Annotated in this window: 22 protein-coding genes; 14 read left to right on the forward strand and 8 right to left on the reverse strand. The window is 68.6% G+C overall.

All coding sequences use genetic code 11. From position 1 onward, the window contains the following. Window positions 1-10 precede the first annotated feature (10 nt). The 9 genes from ACVCMC_RS00825 to ACVCMC_RS00865 all read left to right on the forward strand — a co-directional run bounded on the left by ACVCMC_RS00825 (window position 11) and on the right by ACVCMC_RS00865 (window position 10,556). Window positions 11-2,041: a chemotaxis protein CheA gene (locus ACVCMC_RS00825; protein WP_447098347.1), complete on the forward strand. Its 2,031-nt coding sequence runs from the start codon at window positions 11-13 to the stop codon at window positions 2,039-2,041. Window positions 2,042-2,189: 148 nt separating this feature from the next. Beyond that, window positions 2,190-3,902: a methyl-accepting chemotaxis protein gene (locus ACVCMC_RS00830; RefSeq protein WP_447098348.1), complete on the forward strand. Its 1,713-nt coding sequence runs from the start codon at window positions 2,190-2,192 to the stop codon at window positions 3,900-3,902. A 189-nt stretch (window positions 3,903-4,091) separates the two neighbouring features. After that, the gene (locus tag ACVCMC_RS00835) at window positions 4,092-4,598 is read left to right on the forward strand and encodes a chemotaxis protein CheW (protein ID WP_136257424.1); all 507 of its coding nucleotides are present in this window, start codon (window positions 4,092-4,094) and stop codon (window positions 4,596-4,598) included. A 14-nt stretch (window positions 4,599-4,612) separates the two neighbouring features. Beyond that, on the forward strand, window positions 4,613-6,337 hold the full coding sequence (locus tag ACVCMC_RS00840) for a methyl-accepting chemotaxis protein (RefSeq protein WP_395119792.1): 1,725 nt from the start codon (window positions 4,613-4,615) through the stop codon (window positions 6,335-6,337). A 2-nt stretch (window positions 6,338-6,339) separates the two neighbouring features. After that, window positions 6,340-7,212, forward strand: coding sequence for a CheR family methyltransferase (locus ACVCMC_RS00845; protein WP_447098349.1), 873 nt, complete (start codon window positions 6,340-6,342; stop codon window positions 7,210-7,212). Continuing rightward, window positions 7,212-7,862, forward strand: coding sequence for a chemoreceptor glutamine deamidase CheD (cheD, locus tag ACVCMC_RS00850; RefSeq protein WP_395119790.1), 651 nt, complete (start codon window positions 7,212-7,214; stop codon window positions 7,860-7,862). Before ACVCMC_RS00845 ends, cheD begins: the two co-directional genes overlap by 1 nt. A 99-nt stretch (window positions 7,863-7,961) precedes the next feature. Then, complete coding sequence (locus ACVCMC_RS00855; RefSeq protein ID WP_395119789.1) at window positions 7,962-9,053, forward strand: protein-glutamate methylesterase/protein-glutamine glutaminase; 1,092 nt, start codon at window positions 7,962-7,964, stop codon at window positions 9,051-9,053. Window positions 9,054-9,068: 15 nt separating this feature from the next. Then, window positions 9,069-10,247, forward strand: coding sequence for a methyl-accepting chemotaxis protein (locus tag ACVCMC_RS00860; RefSeq protein ID WP_395119788.1), 1,179 nt, complete (start codon window positions 9,069-9,071; stop codon window positions 10,245-10,247). A 9-nt stretch (window positions 10,248-10,256) separates the two neighbouring features. After that, window positions 10,257-10,556 carry an STAS domain-containing protein gene (locus ACVCMC_RS00865; RefSeq protein ID WP_395119787.1) on the forward strand — a complete coding sequence of 100 codons (300 nt, stop codon included), beginning with the start codon at window positions 10,257-10,259 and terminating at the stop codon, window positions 10,554-10,556. Window positions 10,557-10,761: 205 nt separating this feature from the next. Here the strand turns inward: ACVCMC_RS00865 and ACVCMC_RS00870 are convergent, their stop codons facing one another. The 6 genes from ACVCMC_RS00870 to ACVCMC_RS00895 all read right to left on the reverse strand — a co-directional run bounded on the left by ACVCMC_RS00870 (window position 10,762) and on the right by ACVCMC_RS00895 (window position 16,145). Further along, window positions 10,762-11,121 carry a hypothetical protein gene (locus ACVCMC_RS00870; RefSeq protein ID WP_395119786.1) on the reverse strand — a complete coding sequence of 120 codons (360 nt, stop codon included), beginning with the start codon at window positions 11,119-11,121 and terminating at the stop codon, window positions 10,762-10,764. 178 nt (window positions 11,122-11,299) lie between these two features. After that, window positions 11,300-12,319, reverse strand: a complete 1,020-nt coding sequence (locus tag ACVCMC_RS00875; RefSeq protein WP_395119785.1) for a magnesium and cobalt transport protein CorA — start codon at window positions 12,317-12,319, stop codon at window positions 11,300-11,302. A gap of 45 nt (window positions 12,320-12,364) precedes the next feature. Continuing rightward, entirely contained in the window at window positions 12,365-13,546 is a 1,182-nt protein-coding gene (locus ACVCMC_RS00880) for a lipoprotein N-acyltransferase Lnb domain-containing protein (protein ID WP_447098350.1), read from the reverse strand. A 35-nt stretch (window positions 13,547-13,581) separates the two neighbouring features. Continuing rightward, window positions 13,582-14,439: an HlyC/CorC family transporter gene (locus ACVCMC_RS00885; RefSeq protein WP_395119783.1), complete on the reverse strand. Its 858-nt coding sequence runs from the start codon at window positions 14,437-14,439 to the stop codon at window positions 13,582-13,584. A gap of 174 nt (window positions 14,440-14,613) precedes the next feature. Then, the gene (ybeY, locus tag ACVCMC_RS00890) at window positions 14,614-15,111 is read right to left on the reverse strand and encodes an rRNA maturation RNase YbeY (protein ID WP_447098351.1); all 498 of its coding nucleotides are present in this window, start codon (window positions 15,109-15,111) and stop codon (window positions 14,614-14,616) included. A 29-nt stretch (window positions 15,112-15,140) separates the two neighbouring features. Then, entirely contained in the window at window positions 15,141-16,145 is a 1,005-nt protein-coding gene (locus ACVCMC_RS00895) for a PhoH family protein (protein WP_447098352.1), read from the reverse strand. A 100-nt stretch (window positions 16,146-16,245) separates the two neighbouring features. Here ACVCMC_RS00895 and ACVCMC_RS00900 point away from each other — a divergent pair, with 100 nt between their 5' ends. The 4 genes from ACVCMC_RS00900 to ACVCMC_RS00915 are packed head-to-tail and all read left to right on the forward strand — an operon-like array spanning window position 16,246 to window position 19,932. After that, window positions 16,246-16,920, forward strand: a complete 675-nt coding sequence (locus ACVCMC_RS00900; RefSeq protein ID WP_447098353.1) for a TetR/AcrR family transcriptional regulator — start codon at window positions 16,246-16,248, stop codon at window positions 16,918-16,920. After that, entirely contained in the window at window positions 16,917-17,885 is a 969-nt protein-coding gene (locus ACVCMC_RS00905) for an HlyD family secretion protein (RefSeq protein WP_447098354.1), read from the forward strand. The genes ACVCMC_RS00900 and ACVCMC_RS00905 overlap by 4 nt, the downstream gene beginning before the upstream one ends. Further along, a complete protein-coding gene (locus ACVCMC_RS00910) occupies window positions 17,882-18,826 on the forward strand; it encodes an ABC transporter ATP-binding protein (protein WP_395119778.1) in 945 nt (314 codons plus the stop codon). The genes ACVCMC_RS00905 and ACVCMC_RS00910 overlap by 4 nt, the downstream gene beginning before the upstream one ends. Then, window positions 18,823-19,932: an ABC transporter permease gene (locus ACVCMC_RS00915; RefSeq protein WP_447098355.1), complete on the forward strand. Its 1,110-nt coding sequence runs from the start codon at window positions 18,823-18,825 to the stop codon at window positions 19,930-19,932. Before ACVCMC_RS00910 ends, ACVCMC_RS00915 begins: the two co-directional genes overlap by 4 nt. A gap of 27 nt (window positions 19,933-19,959) precedes the next feature. Here the strand turns inward: ACVCMC_RS00915 and ACVCMC_RS00920 are convergent, their stop codons facing one another. Together ACVCMC_RS00920 and miaB are read right to left on the reverse strand one after the other, a co-directional pair. After that, window positions 19,960-20,451, reverse strand: a complete 492-nt coding sequence (locus ACVCMC_RS00920; RefSeq protein ID WP_395119776.1) for a GNAT family N-acetyltransferase — start codon at window positions 20,449-20,451, stop codon at window positions 19,960-19,962. Further along, window positions 20,448-21,800: a tRNA (N6-isopentenyl adenosine(37)-C2)-methylthiotransferase MiaB gene (miaB, locus tag ACVCMC_RS00925; RefSeq protein ID WP_447098356.1), complete on the reverse strand. Its 1,353-nt coding sequence runs from the start codon at window positions 21,798-21,800 to the stop codon at window positions 20,448-20,450. Before miaB ends, ACVCMC_RS00920 begins: the two co-directional genes overlap by 4 nt. Window positions 21,801-22,044: 244 nt before the next feature. On the opposite strand from miaB, the gene ACVCMC_RS00930 reads away from it, so the two are divergent. Beyond that, the gene (locus tag ACVCMC_RS00930; protein WP_447098357.1) at window positions 22,045-23,139 is read left to right on the forward strand and encodes a lytic transglycosylase domain-containing protein; all 1,095 of its coding nucleotides are present in this window, start codon (window positions 22,045-22,047) and stop codon (window positions 23,137-23,139) included. Window positions 23,140-23,149 lie beyond the last annotated feature (10 nt).

The raw sequence follows: 23,149 nt of genomic DNA on the forward strand, positions 1-23,149 counted from the left end.
AGGAATACCGATGGGCGCCGTCGACCTGACCCAGTTCCACAAGACCTTCTTCGAGGAAAGCCTGGAAGGGCTGGACGCCATGGAAGCGGCGTTGCTCGCGCTGGATTCGGGCTCGACCGACCATGAGCTGGTGCACACCATCTTCCGTGCCGCGCACTCGATCAAGGGCGGCGCGGCCACCTTCGGCTTTGCCGAGGTGGCTGCGTTTACCCACGTGGCCGAATCGTTGCTGGAGGAAGTGCGCAGCGAACGTCGCGGCGTGGACGGCGAACTGATCGACCTGCTGCTGCGCTCGGTGGATTGCCTGCGCGCGATGCTCGACCACACCAGCCACGGCCTGCCCGCGGCCGACGCCGACAGCGAGGCGCTGCGCGGCGAACTGGTGCGCCTGGTCAGCGGCGAAGCGGCCCCCGCGCCGGCGGCGGCGACCCCCGCGGCAGCGAGCGTGGACAGCTGGGCGATCCGCTTCGTGGCCTTGCCGCACCTGTTGCAGACCGGCAACGATCCGCTGCGCCTGTTCCGCGAACTGCAGCAACTGGGGCAGCTCGACGTGTGCCGCGCCTTCGTGGTCGACGCGGCGCCGACGCAACTGGCCGAACTCGATCCGGGCCAGTGCTGGCTGGGCTGGGAATTGCGCCTGCATGGTGCCGTGGCGCGCGCCGACGTGGCCGCGGTGTTCGACTGGGTCGAGGGCGACTGCGAGCTGACGATCGAGCCGATCGCCGCCGCGCCCGTTGCGGTCGCGCCGACCCTCGTCGCGCCACCGGTCGCCGCCCCCGCCGCCCCCGCCGCCCCCGCCGCCAGCCCCGCGCCCGCCAGCGCGCCGCGCCCGGTCCGCGAAACGGCGGCCGCAAGCAGCGAGGGCAGCTCGATCCGCGTCGGCATCGACAAGGTCGATGCGCTGATCAACATGATGGGCGAGCTGGTGATCACCCAGTCGATGCTCAGCGACATCGGCGAACATTTCCACCTCTCGCAGCTCGAACGCCTGCGCGAGGGCCTGCTGCAGCTGGAGCGCAACACGCGCGAGCTGCAGGAGAGCGTGATGCGCATCCGCATGCTGCCGATCGGTTCGGTGTTCAACCGCTTCCCGCGGCTGGTGCGCGACCTGGAGCGCAAGCTCGGCAAGCAGGTGAAGCTGGAACTGCACGGCGAGCACACCGAGCTGGACAAGACGGTGCTGGAAAAGATCGGCGATCCGCTGGTGCATCTGGTGCGCAATGCGATCGACCACGGCCTGGAATCGCCGGAGCAGCGCCGCGCCGCCGGCAAGAACGAAACCGGCACCTTGCGGCTGGACGCCTACCACGAAGGCGGCAACATCGTGGTGCAGATCAGCGACGACGGCGCCGGCCTCAACCGCGCCGCCATCGTGGCCAAGGCCGAGCAGCGCGGCCTGATCCGCCCCGGCCAGGAAGTGGACGATGCCGAAGTGGCCGAGCTGATCTTCCAGCCGGGCTTCTCCACCGCCGCGCAGGCCACCGACCTGTCCGGCCGCGGCGTGGGCATGGATGTCGTGCGGCGCAACGTGCGTGACCTCGGCGGCAGCGTCGGCGTGCGCAGCCAGAGCGGCAAGGGCAGCGTGTTCACCATCGCCCTGCCGCTCACGCTGGCCATCATCGACGGCCTGGTCACCGCGGTGGGCGAGGAGCGCTACATCGTGCCGCTGATCTCCATCGTCGAGTCGCTGCGGCTGCGCCCGGAGATGGTGCGCAAGATCGCCGGCGGCGGCGAGGTATTCCATTTCCGCAACGAGTACCTGCCGATCATGCGCCTGCACCGCGCGTTCGGCTGCAACGCGGCGATCACCGAGATCGAGCGCGGCATCGTGGTGGTGGTCGAGGAAGAGGGTCGCCGCGTGGGCCTGCTGGTGGACGACCTGCTCGGCCAGCAACAGGCGGTGGTGAAGTCGCTGGAGGCGCATTACCAGCGCGTGCAGGGCATTTCGGGCGCCACCATCCTCAGTGATGGTTCGGTGGCGCTGATCGTGGATGTGTGTGGCGTGGTGCGGTTGGGGCAGCGCGGCAAGGCGGCGGCCTGAACGTGTATGCCGCGACGGCGCCTGCAAGCGTCCTTCAAGAATGGCGACGACGAACCCGGATGCGTTCGCCGGCGAGTGTTACGGCGCCTCTGCGCGCCACCCCGCGCGGTCATGGTGGCCGGCGGGCCTTCTCTTCGAGGTGTTCGAGATGTTGTCGGCAATACGCGGTTTCTTTGATCGGCTCAGCCTGAACGCACGGCTGGTGCTGGTCGTGTCGGTGGTCGTGCTGGGGCTGTTCGGCCTCACCGTGATGAATGCGCTGCAAAATCGCGCCGGTCAGATGGACGGGCTCCAGAGCCTGTTGCGCAGCCAGATCGAGTCGGCCGTGTCGGTGGCTGCCGCGTTCCACGAGCGCGCGGGCAAGGGCGAGTTCAGCGAGGCGGAGGCGCAGAAGCGCGCGCTCGCCCAGATCCACGACATGCAGTGGAACAAGGGTGCCGGCTACGTCTTCGCATTCGACGACAAGTACACGTTGACCTCGCACCCGGTGATGCTGGACAAGCTTGGCACCAGCGTGCGCGAGATGACCGACCAGAACGGCAAGCCGATCTTCCAGGCGATGCACGCCATCGACATGAAGGACGGCGGCGGGCTGACCTATTACGACTGGCTCAAGCCCAGCAGCAAGAAGATCGTGGGCAAGGTCACCTACTCCGAGCGCTATCAGCCGTGGGGCATGCACTTCGGCGCCGGCGCCTATTTCGACGACATCGATGCGCAGTTCCGCCAGACCCTCGCACTGAACCTGGGCAAGGCGGGATTGCTGGCATTGCTGGTGATCGGGCTGGTGTGGCTGTCGATGCGCAGCATCCGTCGCAGCATCGGCGGCGAGCCGGGTTTCGCGGTGGCCATGGCCACGCGCATCGCCAACGGCGACCTGGGCAAGGACGACGGTGGCAAGACGTTTGCAGCCGGCAGCCTGCTGGCCGAATTGGCCCGCATGCGCGACCGGCTGACCGGCATCGTGGGCGAAGTGCAACATGGTTCGGAGGCGGTGAGCAGTGCAGCGCAGCAGATCGCCAAGGGCAACGACGACCTCAGCCAGCGCACGCAGGAGCAGGCCTCCAGCCTGGAGGAAACCGCCGCCTCGATGGAGGAGATGACCTCCACCGTGAAACAGAACGCCGAGAACGCCAGCTACGCCAACCAGCTTGCCAGCGGCGCGCGCGAGCAGGCCGAGCGCGGCGGCGAGGTGGCCGCGCAGGCGGTGGCGGCGATGGACGAGATCAATGCCTCCAGCCGCAAGATCGCCGACATCGTGGGGCTGATCGACGAGATCGCGTTCCAGACCAACCTGCTGTCGCTCAACGCCGCGGTGGAAGCCGCGCGTGCCGGCGAGCAGGGCCGCGGCTTCGCCGTGGTGGCCAGCGAGGTGCGCAGCCTGTCCCAGCGCAGCGCGGCGGCGGCGAAGGAGATCAAGGGGCTGATCAACGAAAGCGTGCAGCGGGTGCAGGCCGGCAGCGCGCTGGTCGACCAGTCCGGCGCGGCGCTGACCGGCATCGTGGAGAGCGTCAAGAAAGTCACCGACATCGTTGCCGAGATCGCCGCGGCCAGCCACGAGCAGTCCGCCGGCATCGACCAGGTCAACCGCGCCGTGATGCAGATGGACGAGGTCACCCAGCAGAACGCGGCGCTGGTCGAGGAGGCCGCCGCCGCCGCGCGGGCGATGCAGGAACAGGCGCTGGAACTGCAGCGGCAGATGAGGTTCTTCCAGCTCGGCGGCGCACCGTCCGATGCGCAAGCGCCCGTCGCGGCGCCGGAATCGGCACGCGTGGTGGAGCTGCCGCGCAAGGCGGTGGCTCGTGCTGCCGAGCCGGCGCCGCGGCGCGCGGCGGCCGCCGGCGCCTGGACCGAGTTCTGATTCTCCGTTTCGCGGTCCTCCCCGGGCGCTTGCCTGCCAGCGGCCGCCCGATGGCGGGACCGCGCCCGTCTTCCGCACGGCGCGGCAGCAGCGGCCGCGTCCCCTTTCCGCTCAAGTTTCCTGTCGCCGTGCCGACACAGGTGATGGCGGCACGGCGACCGCAATCGCCCATCACGAGGTAGCAGGCTCATGCACGAGAACACCGATGGCGCGGCACCGACGGTGCAGCAGCTGACGTTCAACCTGGCGGGCGAGGAGTACGGCGTCGACATCCTGTCGGTGCGCGAGATCCGCGGCTGGTCGCGCGTGACGCGCATCCCGCAGACGCCCGACCACCTGCTCGGCGTGCTCAACCTGCGCGGCGCGATCGTGCCGATCATGGACCTGCGCCTGCGCTTCGGCCTGGAGCGCGAGAGCTATGGCGACAGCACGGTGGTGATCATCGTGGCGGTCGCCGAGCGGTTGTTCGGCATCGTGGTGGATGCCGTTTCCGACGTGGTCGACATCGACCCGTCCGCGATCAAGCCGGTGCCCGACATGGGCGCCGTCGTGGACACCCGCTACCTGAAAGGTCTGGCCACCCATGTCGAACGCATGGTGATGCTGCTGGACGTGGACAAGCTGATGCGTCCGGAAGACGTGGAAACCCTGGACGCGGCGTTGCCGCATGTCCGCGAAGTCGAAGTTGCCGCCTGAATCGGGGAATGCTCATGAAGATCAAGAAAGTGCTGGCACGTTTCGCCAAGGTGCCCACCCTCACCGTCAAGGCGCGCCTGATCGGCGTGTTCGCTCTGCTCGGCGCGATGCTGGTGGCCGGTGCGGCGATCGGCCTGGGCGTGATGTCCTGGCAGAACGAAGGCATGCGCACGAGTTACGAGGAGGCGATGGTGCCGGCCAGCCTGATGGGCCAGCTGCGCGCCAAGTCGCTGCTGAATTTCATCGTGCTGGGCGAGGCCGCCGGCGCGATCGACAAGCCCAACCAGGTGAAACAGAAGGTCGCCGAGTCCGAGCAGATCCAGAAGGATATCGCGGCGGTCAACAAGCAACTGGCCGCCATTCATCTGAGCCCGGAGGTCGCCAAGAAATACAAGGACTACAACGACACCACGGGGGATTACAGCGATGCGCTGAAGGAGATCTACGACGGCCTCAATTCCAGCGACACCGGCACCGCCGACATGATGGACATGCAGCTGCGCCCGTTGCTGATGATGCGCCAGGACGCACTGGACAAGCTGGTCACCGCGCAGAGCGACGAAGTGCGTGACATCTACCAGTCGCAGGTCAAGCGCTACCGCTTCGTGCAGACCACCACGCTGGCGGCACTGATCGCCGGCCTGCTGCTGGCGCTGTTCGTGGCGGTGCGGCTGATCCGCTCGATCACCGGTGCCTTGCACCATGCGGTGAAGATCGCCGACCAGATCGGTGAGGGCAAACTGGGCCATGACATACGCGTGAACCGCAAGGACGAGTTCGGTCGCCTGCTGCTCGCCTTCCGCAACATGGACCAGCACCTCAGCGAGATCGTAGGCGAAGTGCGGCTTGGCTCGGATGCGGTGAGCACGGCCGCGCAGCAGATCGCCCGCGGCAACGACGACCTCAGCCAGCGCACGCAGGAACAGGCCTCCAGCCTGGAGGAAACCGCTTCGTCGATGGAGGAGATGACTTCCACCGTGAAGCAGAATGCGGAGAACGCCAGCCACGCCAACCAGCTCGCCCGCGGTGCGCGCGAACAGGCCGAGCGCGGCGGTGAAGTGGCCGGCAAGGCGATCGCGGCGATGACCGAGATCGACGCCTCCAGCCGCAAGATCGGCGACATCGTGGGGCTGATCCAGGAGATCGCCTTCCAGACCAACCTGCTGGCGCTCAACGCGGCGGTGGAAGCGGCGCGCGCCGGCGAGCAGGGCCGCGGCTTCGCCGTGGTGGCCACCGAGGTGCGCAGCCTGGCCCAGCGCAGCGCCGGCGCGGCGAAGGAGATCAAGGGCCTGATCAGCGACAGCGAGGAAAAGGTGCGTACCGGTTCCGAGCTGGTCAACCAGTCAGGCAAGGCGCTGGCCGAGATCGTCGACAGCGTGAAGAAAGTCACCGACATCGTGGCCGAGATCGCCGCGGCCAGCCATGAGCAGTCCGCCGGCATCGACCAGGTCAACAACGCCGTGATGCAGATGGACGAAATGACCCAGCAGAACGCCGCGCTGGTCGAGGAAGCCTCGGCCGCTGCCCGCGCGATGCACGAGCAGGCCGACGAACTGGCACGCCAGGTGGCGTTCTTCCAGGTCGCCGACAGCGGCCAGGCGGCGCCGGCCAAGGCGCCGGTCGCGGCCGCCGCCGCGGTGGAGACTGCCGCGGTATTGGCCGCCGTGCGCAAGGCGCAGCCGGCACGCGCGATGGCCGAGGCGGACGCCGCCGCGGCTGGTGCGTGGAAGGAGTTCTGAGCATGAACGCGACGGTCGACATGCCCGTCGCCGAGCTCGCCGGCGGTCCGCGCCTGGGCGACAGCGAGTTCGAGTTCCTGCGCAAGTTCGTCTACACCCACTGCGGCATCTCGCTGGGCGAGCACAAGCGGCAACTGGTGCAGGGGCGGCTGTTCCGTCGCCTGCGCGCGCTTGGCCTGCAGCAGTTCAGCAGCTATTGCGAGCTGCTGCAGCGCGATCCGCAAAGCGAACTGGGCGAACTGGCCAGCGTCATCAGCACCAATGTGACCTCGTTCTTCCGCGAGGTGCACCACTACGACCTGCTGGTTGCCGAGCTGCTGCCGCGCTGGCTGGAAGACAAGCGTCGCAGCGGCGAGCGGCTGCGCATCTGGTCGGCGGGCTGCTCCACCGGCGAGGAGCCCTACGCGCTGGCGATAGTGCTGGCCGAGGCGATCGAGCAGCACGGCGCCAGCGGCGTGGACGCGAAGATCCTCGCCACCGACCTCTCGCCGCAGGCGCTGGAGACCGCGCGCCGCGGCGTCTATCCGCTGGACCGCCTCGGCGGCATCAGCGACGCCCATCGCCGCCGCTGGATGCTGCGCGGCTCGGGCGAGTACGAAGGCCTCGCCAGCGTGCATCCGACGCTGCGCGAGCTGGTCACGATCCAGCCGTTGAACCTGCTGCACGAATGGCCGATGAAGGGCCCGTTCGACGCGATCTTCTGCCGCAACGTGGTGATCTATTTCGACCAGCCGACCAAGCAGCGCCTGTTCCGTCGCTACGCGGAACTGTTGCCGGTCGGCGGCTACCTGTTCCTGGGCCACAGCGAGTCGCTGCACGGCATCAGCGAGGATTTCGAACTGATCGGCCGCACGGTCTACCGGAAACGCGGTTGATGGACGTGCAGCTGGCCGATCGACGCAAGGCGCCCGCGATTTCGGCGGCACCGCCGGGCTTCGAGCACCTGCGGCGCTTCTGGGACCCGGCGCAGGGCTGCATGACGGTCAAGGTGCTGCCCGGCGAGTTCTACGTCAGCGACCAGGAAGAAATGCTCAGCACCGTGCTGGGCTCGTGCGTCTCCGCCTGCATCCACGACGTGCGCCGCGGCATCGGCGGCATGAACCATTTCATGCTGCCCGAACCGGTCGGCGAGCGCGACAACTGGTCCTCCACCGTGGGCCGCGCGGCGCGCTACGGCTCGGACGCGATGGAGCAGCTGATCAACGCGATCCTCAAGGCCGGCGGCCAGCGCGCCGACCTGCGCGTGAAGGTATTCGGCGGCGGCCGCGTGCTGGCGCGCATGAGCGACGTGGGCCAGCGCAACATCGAGTTCGTGCGCCGCTACATCGCGGCGGAGAACCTGGAGCTGGTGGCGTCGGATCTCGGCGACGTGTTTCCGCGCCAGGTGCAGTTCTTCCCGCACAGCGGCCGCGCCCGCGTGCGCCTGCTCCGGCGCAGCGACGACGTGGCGCTGGTGGCCGGCGAGAGCGGTTACCTCAAGCGTTTGGCAAACGATCCGATAAAGGGTGAGGTGGAGCTGTTCTAGTGGCGGCGGCGGGGGCCGGAAGTGGCCGCACTGCTTCCGCCTCCGCGCTCGCGGCTCGTTTCGCACCACCCTCGACAAGACAAGGCAGAGAAGCAGGCAATGACAAGGGTGCGCGTTCTGGTGATCGACGATTCCGCATTGGTGCGCAAGCTGATGTCGACGATGCTTGCCTGCGATCCGGAGATCGAGGTGGTCGGCGCTGCCGCCGACCCGCTGATCGCCCGCGAGAAGATCAAGCAGCTCAACCCCGACGTGCTGACCCTTGACGTGGAGATGCCGCGCATGGACGGCATCACCTTCCTGGAAAACCTGATGCGGCTGCGGCCGATGCCGGTGGTGATGGTGTCGTCGCTGACCGTGGAAGGCGCCGACGTCACCTTGCGCGCGCTGGAAATGGGCGCGGTGGATTTCTTCGCCAAGCCCGACCACGACCTGGCCAGCCGCTTCGGCGAATGCGCGCAGGAGATCTGCGACAAGGTGAAGCTCGCCGCGCGCACCCGCCCGCGCGCGCGGACCACGGTGCGCAAGCTGGACGTGGCGCCGCGCCTGTCCGCCGACGCCGTGCTGCCGCGGGCACAGACCGCCGGCAGCCGCGGCGGCAGTCCGATCATCGCCATCGGCGCCTCCACCGGCGGCACCGAGGCGGTGCGCGTGGTGCTGGAGGCGATGCCGCCGGATGCGCCGCCGATCCTGGTCACCCAGCACATCCCGGCTGCGTTCAGCGGCCCGTTCGCCGCGCGCATGGATCGCTGCTCGGCGATGCGCGTGTGCGAGGCGCAGGATGGCCAGCCGATCCAGTCCGGCCATGCCTACATCGCCCCCGGCAGCCACCACCTGCTGGCGATGTGGGATGGCGCGAAATACGTCTGCCGCCTGCACGACGGCCCGCCGGTGAACCGGCACAAGCCCAGCGTGGACGTGCTGTTCCGTTCGCTGGCCGCCAGCGCGGGCGCGGCCACGCTGGCCGTGCTGCTGACCGGCATGGGCGACGACGGCGCCCGCGGCCTGCTGGAACTGCGCCAGGCCGGTGCCGCCACGCTGGTGCAGGACGAGGCCAGTTCGGTGGTGTGGGGCATGCCCGGTGCTGCCTGGAAACTCGGTGCCGCCGGCGAAATGCTGCCGCTGGACCACATCGCGCCGCGCCTGCTGGCGCTGGCGCGCCAACCGCTAGCCGGCGCCATGCGCGCCTGATCCGGGGATTCGATCATGACTTTCACGCCCTCCCTTCTTGCCGGACGCCCGCTTGCCGGCGTCGCCGCCAGCGCGCTGGCGCTTGGGCTGTCGCTGCTGTGGCATCCGGCCTGGCTGGCGCCGCTGCTGGTGGTGCTGCTGACCGTGGTGTGGATCGTGGAGACCTGCCACCGCGCCGAACCGGCCGCCGAACCGGTACCGGCCATCCATGCCGGGCCGGTGCGCGAGGCGCTGGAAGACGTGCGCGGCGCGCTGGTCGACGAACTCGGCCACGCCAGCCGCGAACTGCACCAGGGCCTGGGCCTGCTGCGCGATGCCGTCTCCGAGCTCGGCGGCGGCTTCGACGGCCTCTCCAACAAGACCGCGCTGCAGCAGTCGCTGCTCAAGCAGATCATCGAGGTGCAGGACGGCGGCGTGTCGATCCAGGATTTCGCCAGCCGCACCGGCGACCTGCTGGAGCATTTCGTCGGCATGATCGTGCAGATGTCGCGCGAGAGCCTGCGCATCGTCTACCGCATCGACGGCATGGCCAAGGAGATGGATGCGGTGTTCGGCCTGCTGAAGAACGTCAACACGATCGCCGAGGAAACCAACCTGCTGGCGCTCAACGCCGCGATCGAGGCGGCGCGCGCGGGCGAATCCGGCCGCGGCTTTGCCGTGGTGGCCGGGGAGATCCGCAACCTGGCCAGCAACTCCAACCAGTTCAACGAACAGATCGGCAGCCACGTCGAACGGGCGCGCGCAGCGATGGAGCAACTGCGCGGCCTGGTCGGCACGATGGCCTCGCAGGATCTCAACGTGGCGCTGTCGGCCAAGGGCGGCATCGACGCGATGATGGCCCACGTCACCGAGAGCGACGCGCGCACCAGCGCGGTGGCCGACCAGGTGGTGGAGATCAACCGCGGCCTGGGCAGCGACGTCTCCACCACGATCCGCTCGCTGCAGTTCGAGGACATCCTGAGCCAGCTGATCACGCAGACCCGCGCGCGGCTGGTGGAACTGCAGGAAATCACCGCCGATTGCACCCGCGACATCGAAGAGCTGGCCTGCGCGTCGATGGACGCCGAGGCGCTGGACGAGCGCGCACGGCGCGTGCGTTCACGCCTCGCGGTACAACGCGAAAAGGCGCGCCTGCGCTCGCGCGGCCCGGCCCTGCAAAGCAGCATGGACGCCGGCGAAATCGAACTTTTCTGAGGATTGGCCATGATTGTTCACCACGACAGCGAAAGCGATTGCCTCAGCCTGCAACTGGGCGAGCGCTTCGATTTCAGCATCCACCGCGAGTTCCACGACGCCTGCCTCGGCGCCGGCCGCGTGGCACGCAGCTACCTGATCGATCTGGCCGAAGTCACCCACATGGACAGCTCCGCGCTGGGCATGCTGTTGCTGCTGCGCGAACACGCCGGCGCGGACCACGCGGACATCCGCATCGTCAACGCCGGCACCGAACTGCGCGGCACCCTGCGCGTGGCGGGTTTCGACAAGCTGTTTGTGTTGCATTGAGGGGCAAGGGATCAGCTTCAAGAGAGCCCTGTCCCCCCACGGCATTTCCCGCAGGGGCCCGCTCGCGGGCGATGCCTTTGCGAGTCCCCGCGCTGATCCCCAATCCGGACAAGAGAGCATCGCCCGCGAGCCGGTTCCTACGGGACTCACACAGTAAAAAGGCTCCCGAGGGAGCCTTTTTTGCTGTTGATGGAAACCGGCAGGTTTACCAGGAGCGCACCTTCACCACGCTGGCGGTGAAGCTGGCGATGTTGCGCTCGTAATGGAACAGGCGGCCGAGGTCGAACGACACCGACTGGCCCGGGGTGATGTTGGAGGTGCCGGCCGGCCAGGCCTGCTTGGACTGCAGGACGTTGCCCGCGTCGTCCTTCAGCTCGATGCGGATCTGCGCCGCCGACGGCGTGGCGCAGCTGTTCACCAGTTGGCCGCGCAGGCTCAGCTTGCCGGCCAGGCCGCTGGCGGCCGACGGGGTGAACTCGGTGATGGCGAAATCCTTGACGGTGCACTCGGCGTGGACCGCCATCGGCGCCAGCAACAAAGCGGTGGTCATGAGCAGAGTTTTCATGGGTCGATGCATCCCCTGGGGTTTTGTGGTGAGTACTACCGTGTTCGGCCGGCGCGGGAAAATCTTTAGCCCCGCGCCCCATCGCCGCCGGAGCGGGACGGCGGGACAGGGCCCGGCAGGGGGCGCCGCGGCAGTGCGGGCGGGCGCGGATCAGGTCGTCAGCGGGGTCGAACGGGCGTCACAGCCACTTGTTGCGCTTCAGGGCCGCGTAGATGCCGCCCACCACGCCGGCCATCACCACGATGATCGCCGGGTATGCCCACGGCTGACCCAGCTCGGGCATGTGCTGGAAGTTCATGCCGTACCAGCTGGTGAGCAGGGTCGGCGCGGCCAGCATGGCGGCCCAGCCGGCGAGTTTCTTCATCACCTCGTTCTGGCCGAAGGTGACCAGCGAGAGGTTGACGTTGATCGCGGCGGTGAGCATTTCGCGCATTGCGCTGATCGATTCGTTGACGCGGAACACGTGGTCGTAGACGTCGCGGAAGTAGGGCCGCAGCTCGTCGGGGATCAGACCCTGGTGCAGCCGCACCAGCTGGCTGGTGATGTCCTGCAGCGGGGCCACGGCCAGACGAAGCGTCATCAGGTCGCGCTGCATGTCGTAGAGCCGGTGCACCGTGCTGCGCTTGAAGGTCTCGGCGAAGATGTCCTGCTCGAGCAGGCCCAGCTCTTCGCGGAAGTCGCGCACGATCGGCAGCAGGTTGTCGACGATCAGGTCGAGCACGCCGTAGAGACCATAGCTGGGTCCGTTGGCGAGCAGCTCGGGCACGTTCTCGCAGGCACGCCGCGCCGGGGCGTACGACAGCGAGGCACCGTGGCGCACAGTGACCAGGTAGCGCGCGCCGAGGAAGATCTGCGTCTCGCCGAACTTCAGCTCGGCCTCGATCAGCTGCGCGGTCTGCACCACCAGGAACAGGGAGTCGCCGTAGGTCTCGATCTTGGTGCGCTGGTGGGCGGTGTGCGCGTCCTCGATTGCCAGGTCATGCAGGCAGAACTCCTCCTGCAGTTTTTCCAGCAGCGGCTCGTCCGGCTCGTGCAGGCCGACCCAGACGAAGGTGTCCGGCGCTGCCAGCACGTCGCTGATGGCGTCCAGGCTGATTTCGCCGAGGCGCGTGCCGTCGCGTTGGTAGGCGATGCAGTTGACCACCATCGGTTCGGCAACGGGCGCAAGTGCAGCAGGCGATGGCGAGGTCGGGAGCATGCCCCATGATGCCGTGCCCGTCGTGGCGGGGCAACGCGCGCGGGGTCAGCGGTTGCGGCGCAGGCCCCACGCCAGCGCCAGCCAGCACGGCAGCGCGAACAGCAGCCACGGCTGGTTCTGCTGCACCGTGCCGGGCAGCAGGTGCAGCGCGAGCGCGGCGAGCATGGCCAGCAACTGCAGCACGATCAGGCCGTCGACGAAGCGCGAGGCGGCGAAGCCGCGACGCGTGCGCCACAGCGTGGGCAGCAGCAGCCACGCCAACGGATTGAACAGCAGCAGGTTGGCGTTGGCCCAGGCGGAGTGGTGCGTGGTCAGCGTCCACAGGCCCAGCAACACCACGCCGACAAGACCGGCCAGCAGCAGGAACAGCGTGCCGAGCAGGGCATGGCCGAGCGGCCACCACAGCCGCGTGGCCAGCAGCAACGCACCCAGCAGCAGGCCCGCCGCGCCCAATGGCATGCGCAGGTCGGGCGGCGAGGCCGGCGGCGGAACGAGGCGGTTGGGCGACACCACGCGCTCGTCCTTTACCAGCGGTCGGCTGTCGCCGCCCGGCCCGGTGATCTGCACGTGGCGCAATTGCGTTTGCAGGACGGCGGGCAGGAAACTCTCCTGCCACGCCGTCAACGGCTGGTCGGCGTAGGGCCCCAGGCCCAGGTCCAGCATCAGCATCAGCCAGGGTTGCGCGCTCATCAGCCGCACCGTCTGCTGGCGATAGGTGAATTCGCCAGCACGCGCCTGCAACTGGCTTTTCACGGCGCCGTCGAGTGCGCGATCGAAGGCGTCGCGCACGCGGGTGGTGCAGTTGTCGGCGTAGTAGTCGTAGTCGTAGACGGCGTTCTGCGGGCGCAGGTTCCACAGCAGGTCGTCGCGCAGGCGGGCGGCCTGGTCGGCGTCCAGCGCCAGCCGTTGGCGTGTCACCGAGCGGCCGACTTCGGCGTAGTAGGCCTCCTCCGGCGCGCTGGCTTCGGCGTCCATCATGTAATGCATGCGGCCGCGCGCGAAGTTGAGGAGAAAGTTCTTTTCCTCGAAGTCGAACACGCCGTAGTTGAAATTGACCGACTCGCCCGAGACCCGATCGCGCACCTCGATGGCGTCGTGGCCGAAGCGCTCCCAGTAGATGTCGCCGGGGCCGTAGGTCACCAGCGACACCTCGAGGTCGGTGCCGGGCGCCTCGGCGATGCCGGCGTGCGCCGGTGCCAGTGCGGTGAGCACGAGCAGGGCGAACATGACGGCGATTCGGCGGAGCGGGTCCATGCGCCGGATCAGGAGGCCAGCAGGCCGGGTTGCCGGACCACGCGGAACTGCTGCACGCGGCGGTCGTCCGCCGCGGTGACGTGGAACAGGTAGTCGCCCATCGCGACTTCTTCGCCGACCTCGGGCAGGTGGCCGAATTCGGCGGTGACCATGCCGCCGACGGTGTCGTATTCCTCGTCGGGGAAGCCGGCGCCGGTCTGCTCGTTGAAATCCTCGATCGGGGTCAGCGCGCTCACCAGCCAGTCGCCGCCGGGCTGTTCGTGCATCAGCTCGGGTTCTTCCTCGTCGTCGTGCTCGTCGTCGATCTCGCCGACGATCTCCTCCAGCACGTCCTCGATGGTCACCAGGCCGGCGACGCCGCCGTATTCATTGACCACCAGCGCCATGTGGTTGCGGCTGAGGCGGAACTCCTCCAGCAGCACGTTGAGCCGCATCGACTCGGGGATCAGCACGGCCGGGCGCAGGATCGAGCGGATGTCGAAGTGTTCGGTCGCGCCGAAGTACTTCAGCAGATCCTTGGCCAGCAGGATGCCGAGGATCTCGTCCTTGTCCTCGCCGTGCACGGGGAAGCGCGAGTGGCCGGATTCGACCACGGTGGCCAGCAGGTCGGACAGGGAAGAGTCCGCCGCGAGCATCACGATCTGCGCGCGCGGCACCATGACGTCGTCGACATCCAGCTCGGTGACCTTGATCGCCCCCTCGACCATGGTGAGGGTGTCGACGGAGAGCAGGCCGTTGCTCTGCGCGGCGCGCAACTCCTCAAGCAACTCGTTGCGGTTGCGCGGCTCGCCGGAAAACAGGTGGCCCAGTCGATCCCACCAGGTGCGGTGGGCCGGGCCGCTGGTACTGCCAGGGTCGTCGTTCATCACTCGTTGAAAATCAGCCCGGACGCGGGCGGAAGCTTGATTCTAGCGGAAAAATCCATCCCGGCCCGGCAGGGGCGCACGGTATGCGCGATCGCCCGGGGGCCGCGCAGGGCGGGCACGGCCCGTCATCGTCGTACGGCGAAATGGCGGCGGGCCGGGTCCGCCCTGCAGCATTCAGGTGTACGGGTCGGCGATCCCGAGGCCGGCCAGGATGCGTGTTTCCAGCGCTTCCATGGCCTCGGCCTCGGTCTCCACGATGTGGTCGTAGCCGAGCAGGTGCAGCACGCCGTGTACCGTGAGATGGGCCCAGTGGTCGCGCGGCAATTTGCCCTGTTCGGCGGCCTCGCGCAGCACCACCGGCGCGCAGATCGCCAGATCCCCGATCAGCGGCAGCACCACGCCGGGCGGCAGCTCGGCGGGGAACGACAGCACATTGGTGGCGTAGTCCTTGCCGCGGTAGTCGCGGTTGAGCGTACGGCCCTCTGCGGCATCGACGATGCGGATGGAAAGCTCGGCCGGCTTGCGCCGTTTGGCTCCGCGCAAGGCCGCCTCGACCCAGCGGCGGAAGCTGGCCGGTGCGGGCAGGCCGGCACGCGGCACGGCGTAGCCGAGGTGGACAAGGGTGGGAATAGGGAATAGGGAATGGGGAATGGCAAGAGCGGGGCGAGGCATGTCTGGGCGTCCGAAGCGGAGATTGAGAGTCAGTGCTTTTCCCTATTCTCTATTCCCGATTCCCCATTCCCTGCTTCCTCGAACGCCTCGTAGGCGCGCACGATCTTGGCCACCAGCGGATGGCGCACCACGTCGCGCGAGGTGAAGAAGGTGAAGCTGATGCCGGCCACGCCGCGCAGCACTTCGATCGCCTGGCGCAATCCGGAGCGCGTGTTGCGCGGCAGGTCGACCTGGGTGACGTCGCCGGTGATCACCGCCACCGTGCCGAAGCCGATCCGGGTGAGGAACATCTTCATCTGCTCGACCGTGGTGTTCTGCGCCTCGTCGAGGATCACGTAGGAATCGTTCAAGGTGCGCCCGCGCATGTACGCCAGCGGCGCGATCTCGATCACGTTGCGCTCGATCAGCTTGGCCACCTTCTCGAAGCCGAGCATCTCGTACAGCGCGTCGTACAGCGGACGCAGGTAGGGATCGACCTTCTGTGACAGATCGCCGGGCAGGAAGCCCAGCTTCTCGCCGGCCTCCACCGCCGGGCGCACCAGGATCAGCCGCTGCACCCGGTTCGCCTCCAGCGCCTCGACCGCGCTGGCCACGGCCAGGTAGGTCTTGCCGGTGCCGGCCGGGCCCACGCCGAAGTTGATGTCGTGGCTGGCGATGGCGTGCAGGTAGCGCGCCTGGTTCGGGCCGCGGCCCTTGATCACGCCGCGCTTGACCTTGATGACCACTTCCTGGGCGCCTTCGGCGGCCGACTCGGTGATCGCGTCGATGCCCGATTCGGCCAGATGCAGGTTGATCTTCGCGCCGGTCAGCGCCTCGCCGGCGGTGCTGGCGTACAGCGCGCGCAGCACATTTTCGGCGGCGCGCGCCGGCGGGTTCTCGCCGATCACCTGGAAGATGCTGCCGCGGTGGTTGATCTCCACGCCGAGGCGCAGCTCGATCTGGCGCAGGTGCTCGTCGAACGGCCCGCACAGGTTGGCGAGGCGGGCGTTGTCGTCGGGGTCGAGGGTGAAGTCGCGCTGGTTGAGTTCGCTCATAGGGGCGCGAGCGTAGCGCGCAGGCGCCGGAAGGACCATGCCGGTGGCGGTCGGCGCTGATGGGTTTGCAAATAATTAAACGATGAATTAATTTAGGCTCATGACTATTTCAGGCAAACGCGCAAAACCGCCGCGCCGCGCCGGACGCCCCAGCGGCGACGAGCAGGATCTGCGCCGGCATCTGCTGGATGCGGCGTTGGGGCAGTTCGCGCGCACAGGCATCGCCGCCACCTCGTTGCGGGCAATCGCCACCGAGGCGGGCGTTACCCCGGCGATGCTGCATTACTACTTCGGCGACAAGGCGCGGCTGCTGCATGCCGTGATCGACGAGCGCCTGCTGCCGGCGCTGGCGCCGCTGCGCGCGCAGCTGGAGCACGCCGGCGGTGACCCGGTCGCGTTGACCGAAGCATTCGTGCGCGGGATCAGCGACGTCGTGGCAAGCCATCCCTGGCTGCCGCCGCTGTGGGTGCGCGAAGTGCTGTGCGAGGGCGGTGCGCTGCGTGAGGTACTGTTCGACCGCGCCGTGCCGGGCGTGCCGCAGCTGCTGGCGCAACGCTTCGCCGCGGCGCAGGCAAATGGACGGCTGAACCCGGCGCTGGACCCACGCCTGCTGGTCGTCTCGCTGGTCGGCCTGACCCTGTTCCCTGCTGCCGGTGCGCCGATCTGGCGACGCGCATTCGATGCCGAGTCACTCGGCCCCGAGACCATGCTTCAACACACGCTGGCCTTGCTGGGGCAGGGCGTCGGCACGACGAAACGTGGAGAACCCGCATGAAGTTCACGACCGTGATCTGCCAGTCGCTGGCGGCGCTGGTGCTCGTCGTTCCCGCTGGTTGCAGCAAGCGGGTGCCGCAGGCGCTGGGTACGCTCGAGTTCGACCGCATCACGCTGCCGGCGCCGGCCGCCGAGCGCATCGTGGCGATCGACGTGCGCGAGGGCGAGCAGGTCAGGGCGGGCCAGCCGCTGCTGCAACTGGACCCCGCGCATACCCGCGCCCAGCTCGCAGCGGCCCAGGCCCAGCTGGAGCAGCAACGCGAACTCCTGGCCGAACTCCAGGCCGGGCCGCGCCGCGAGGACATCGCCAAGGCTCGCGCGAATCTGGCCGCGGTGCAGGCGCAGGCACGCGAGGCGCGGGCTTATTACGCGCGGCTGGCGTCCCTGAAAGGCAATGGTTACGTGGCCGCGGCCGATCTCGACCGCGCCCGCGCCGCGGCGGGCAACGCCGAGGGTCAGACATCGGCCGCACGCGCAGCGCTCGACGAGTTGTTGCACGGCACGCGTCCGGAGCAGCTCGCCCAGGCGCAAGCCGCGGTCGCGGCGGCGGAGGCGCAAATGAGCGCGCAGCAGGTGCTGCTGGGCAAGCTGGCCGTCGTGGCGCCGCGCGCCGGGCGCATCGACGCTCTGCCGTACCGGCTGGGCGACCAGGCGCCGGTCGGCGCGCCGCTGGCGATCCTGCTGGCCGGCGACGCGCCGTACGCGCGCATCTACGTGCCGGTGCAGCAGCGCGCAGGCATGCACGTCGGCGACGCCATCGACGTGTTCGTGGCCGACCGCGAAAAACCTTATGCCGGCAAGCTGCGCATGATCCGCAGCGAACCGGATTTCACCCCGTATTACGCACTGATCGGCGACGACGCGGCGCGGCTCAGCTACCTCGCCGAAGTCGCGCTGGGTGCGGACGCGGCGGAACTGCCCGCCGGCCTGCCGGTGCGCGTCGAGTTCCGCGGACCGGCGAAATGAATGCCGGCGCCGAAGGCGTGGCGATCCGCGCCCGCGGTTTGACCCGGCGCTTCGGCAAGCTGGTGGCGGTCGATCACGTCGACCTCGACGTGCCGGCGCGGCGCGTCTACGGCTTCCTCGGGCCGAACGGCTCGGGCAAGTCCACCACCATCCGCATGCTGTGCGGCTTGCTCACGCCAAGCGAGGGCGAGATCGAGGTGCTCGGCCTGAAGATTCCGGCGCAGGCCGACGAATTGCGTTCGCACATCGGCTACATGACACAGAAGTTCTCGCTGTTCGAGGACCTCGGCGTGCGCGAGAACCTGGAGTTCCTCGCCGCCATCCAAGGCGTGCCGAAGACGAAGACGAAACGCCGCGTCGACGAGCTGATCGAGCAATACCACTTCGGCGATCGCCAGCGGCAACTGGCCGGCACCCTCAGTGGCGGCCAGAAGCAGCGCCTGGCGCTGGCCTGTGCGGTGCTGCACGAGCCGCAATTGCTGTTTCTCGACGAGCCGACCAGCGCGGTCGACCCGGAATCGCGCCGCGATTTCTGGGAAAAACTCTTCGAGCTGGCCGATGCCGGCACCACGCTGCTGGTCTCCACCCACCTGATGGACGAGGCCGAGCGCTGCCACCGGTTGGCCATCCTCGACCGCGGCGCACTGGTCGCCGACGGCACGCCGCGCGAGCTGACCGCGCAACTGGAAGGGCGCACCTTCACCGTCGAAACGGACGACCCGCGGGCCGCCCAGCGCGCGCTCGCCGGCGTGGCGGGCGTGCTCGGCGTGGCCCAGGTCGGCAACATCCTGCGCGTGCTGACCGACGCCGACGGCGCCACGCCGGACATGGACAAGGCGCTGGCGACGACGGGGCACCAGGCCGCGCTGACGGCGACGCCGCCGAATCTCGAAGACGTGTTCGTCGCCGCCACGCGCCGCGACGCGGAGCGCGCCGCATGAACGGGCGGCGGCTGTGGGCGATCGTGGTCAAGGAGCTGCGCCAGCTGCGCCGCGACCGCATCACGCTGGCGATGGTGGTGGGCATCCCGGTGATCCAGCTGGTGCTGTTCGGCTACGCGATCAACACCAACCTGCGCGGACTCGACGCGGGCATCGTCGACCAGGCGAACACCGCCGGTTCGCGCGCATTGGTGATGGACATGCTCGCCACCGGCGTGGTGGCGCCGGTGGCGCAGGCGGACACGCCGCAGGAGCTGATGGCGATGATCCGCCGCGGGCAGGTCGGCATCGGCATCGTGGTGCCGCCGGATTTCGAGCGCCGCCGCATCGACGGCCGGGCGGTGGCGCAGATCCTGGTCGACGGCAGCGATACGGCGGTGCAGGCCGCCGCCGCGCAACTGATGCAGGTGCCGATCGACAGCGCCGCACCCGACATGCGCGCGCCGGCCACCAGCACGCCGGTCGGCGGGCGGATCAGCATGGTCGCCTTCTACAACCCGCAGCGGCGCTCGGCGGTCAACATCGTGCCCGGCCTGATCGGCGTGATCCTGACCATGACGATGGTGCTGTTCACCGCCATCACGATCGTGCGCGAACGCGAGCGCGGCAACATGGAGCTGCTGATCGCCACGCCGCTGACCAGCTCGGAGCTCATGATCGGCAAGGTGCTGCCGTACGTGGCGATCGGCCTGGTGCAGACCAGCGTGATCCTGGCGCTCGGCACGTGGCTGTTCGCGGTGCCGATCCTGGGCAGCGTGCTCGACGTGTACCTGGCGTCGGGCCTGCTGATCCTCGCCAACCTTGCATTGGGCCTGCTGATCTCGACGCGTGCGCAGTCGCAGTTCCAGGCGATGCAGATGACGTTCTTCGTGTTCCTGCCGTCGATCCTGCTGTCGGGCTTCATGTTCCCGTTCGCCGGCATGCCGAAGCTGGTGCAGTGGCTCGCGGAAGTCTTGCCGCTGACCCATTTCCTGCGCCTGATCCGTGGCGTGATGCTGCGCGGCGCGGGCTTGTGGGAGATGTGGCTCGACGTGCTGGCGCTGGCGGTGTTCACGCTGGCGATGATGGCGCTGGCGATATTGCGCTTCCGCAAGCGGCTGGACTGACCTGCCGTTCCGCGTGCCGCCTCGCGCTCACAGCATGCGGTGCATCACGTACAGATCGGTGGGGCCGAGCTGGGCGTGGCGGAACGCACCGGGCACCTGGCCAACGATGCGGAAGCCGTGGCGCTGCCACAGCCGCACGGCGGTGGTATTGCTGGCGACGACGGCATTGAACTGCATGGCGCGGAAGCCGGCTCGGCGCGCCTGTTCCAGCGAGTGCTCGCACAAGGCCGACGCCACGCCCTGGCGGCGCGCTTGCGGCGCCACCATGTAGCTGCCGTTGGCCACGTGGTCACCCGGCCCCATCTGGTTGGGCGCCAGCCGGTAACAGCCCAGCGCCTGGCCGTCGCGTTCGGCCACGAAGCAGCGTGCGGGCGGCGTGGTCCACATGGAACGGGCCTGTTCGAGGCTGATGTCGCGCGGGTAGGTGTAGGTCTCGCCGCCAGCGGCGATCGCCTGGAAGAACGGCCACACGCGAGCGAACTCGTCCGCGCCGATTTCCCGGATCACCAGCTCGCTCACGACGCCAGTGCGGCCGCGTCGTCGGACGTTTTCACCCGCCCGCGCAGCGAATTGCTCATCGCGTCGGTGATCACCACGTCGACGAACTGGCCGATCATGCGGGCGTCGCCGGCGAAGTTCACGTAGCGCATGTTCTCGGTGCGGCCGCTGAGTTCGTCCGGATTGCGGGTACTGGGCTTTTCCACCAGCACGCGCTGCACGGAGCCGACCATCGCCTCGTTGATCTTCCTGGCGTTCGCGTTGATCGCGGCCTGCAGGCGCGCGAGGCGCTCGTGCTTGACCGCCATCGGCGTGTCATCGGCGAGGTTCGCCGCCGGCGTGCCGGGGCGCGCGGAGAAGATGAAGGTGAAGCTCTGGTCGAAGCCGACGTCGTCGACCAGCTTCATGGTCTTCTCGAAATCCTCGCCGCTCTCGCCGGGGAAGCCGACGATGATGTCGGTGGACACGCAGATGTCCGGTCGCACCGCGCGCAGCTTGCGGATCTTCTGCTTGAACTCCAGCGCGGTGTAGCCGCGCTTCATCGCCGAAAGGATGCGGTCGGAACCGGCCTGCACCGGCAGGTGCAGGTAGTTGGCCAGCTGCGGCACGTTGGCGTAGGCCTCGATCAGCGAGTCGGAGAACTCCAGCGGATGCGAGGTGGTGAAGCGGATGCGACCGATGCCGTCGATCTGGGCGATCGCATGGATCAGCACGGCGAGGTCGGCGACGCCGCCGTCGAAGGTGGGGCCGCGGTACGCATTGACGTTCTGGCCGAGCAGGTTCACCTCGCGCACGCCCTGGGCGGCGAGCTTGGCCACCTCCACCAGCACGTCGTCGAACGGACGGCTGATCTCGGTGCCGCGGGTGTACGGCACCACGCAGTAGCTGCAGTATTTCGAGCAGCCTTCCATGATCGAGACGAAGGCGGTCGGGCCTTCCGCGCGCGGCTCGGGCAGGCAGTCGAACTTCTCGATCTCGGGGAAGCTGATGTCCACCTGCGGCTTGCCGGTGGCGCGTTGCGCCTCGATCAGCTGGGGCAGGCGGTGCAGGGTCTGCGGGCCGAACACCAGATCCACGTACGGCGCGCGCTTGACGATCGCCGCGCCTTCCTGACTTGCCACGCAGCCGCCGACGCCAATCACCACCTGCCGGCCGTCCTGCTTGTGCTGCTTCCAGCGGCCAAGCTGGCTGAAGACCTTTTCCTGCGCCTTTTCGCGGATCGAGCAGGTGTTGATCAGGATCACGTCCGCCTCTGACTCGTCCTGGGTCAGCTCCAGCCCGTGCGAGGCCTTCAGCACGTCGGCCATCTTGGCCGAGTCGTACTCGTTCATCTGGCAGCCGTGGGTCTTGATGAAAAGCTTGCCGCTCATCGCGTGGGTACCGTGATTCCAGGGCGGATGCGCGATCCGCGGAACCGCGCAGTGTACTGCGCGGCCCGTGTGCCTGCCAGATCAAGCACTTGCGGCCGCCACGGAGTTTGCGGCGCCGCCTTGGCCACGGTCGTGGAATGAGACTTGCGCACTTGGCGCTGGCCGCGCGTGGCGGCACACTGCGCCCATGTCCGGTGCCGCCAGTCACGGGGGACGCGTCGATCGGCCTGTTCGCGGTTTCCCCTTGCGTTCGATCCTTGTCGGGGTCGCGCTGCTGGCTGCCTGCCTGTTGGCCACGGGGGCCCGCGCCGGCACCTTGTACCAGTGCACCGGCAGCAGCGGCGAAACCGTGTACAGCAGCGAGCGGGCGGGGTATCACGGCTGCCGCGCAATCAGCAGCTACGCCGAGCCGAAGGCGACGCGCCGGGCCGCGCCGGTCGCGCGCGCATCGTTGACCGCGGTCAGCGGCCAGGTGGTCACCACGGCGCAGAGCCTTGCGGCCGATGGCGCCCGGCCGGTGTCGCTGGCGCGCGTGCAAGGCGGCGCGCTGAGCACCGCACAGACACGCGAGACGGCGCGGGTAGAGCGCGAGTCGCTGGCCGCGGTGAGCAGTTCGGCGGTCAGCACGGCGAAGTTGCCGCTGGCGGCCAGGGCGGCCGGCACGCCGGGCCAGTGGCAGTATCGCGAAGCCCATGCCGACGCCGCGCCGGTCGCGCCCAAGGTGGCCGACGCCGGCGACCGCGTGCTGCGCGGGGCGGTCTATCGCATCGTGCGCGCCGACGGCAGCGTGGAATACACCAACCTGCGTCCCGCCGGCGGCAAGGGCCGCGCGGTGACCATGCTGTTCAGCTACATCTCCACCTGCGTGGCCTGCAACCTGCATTCGACGATCCGCTGGGATCGCGTGGCGCTGAACCTAGACGCGTATGCCGACACGATCCGCGCGGCCAGCATCGAGTACGGCGTCGACGAGGCGTTTCTGCGCGCGATCATCCATGCCGAGAGTGCGTTCAACCCGCGTGCGCTGTCGCTCAAGGGCGCCCAGGGGCTGATGCAGCTGATGCCCGGCACCGCCAGCGACATGGGCGTGCTCGATGCCTTCAATTCCGCCCAGAACATCCGCGGCGGCGCCCGCTACCTGAGCCTGTTGCTGCGCGATTTCGACGGCAGCGAGCGGCTGGCCGCAGCGGCCTACAACGCCGGGCCGGGGGCGGTGCAGCGCTACAAGGGCGTGCCGCCGTATGCGGAGACCCAGGTCTACGTGGAGCGGGTGGAAACCCTGCGCAAGCGTTACGGCGCGGCGATCCATCCGCCGCTGGCTTCGCGCGGGCCGGGCTGACGCCCGCCCG

It is taken from the genome of Rhodanobacter sp. UC4452_H20 (assembly GCF_052978205.1).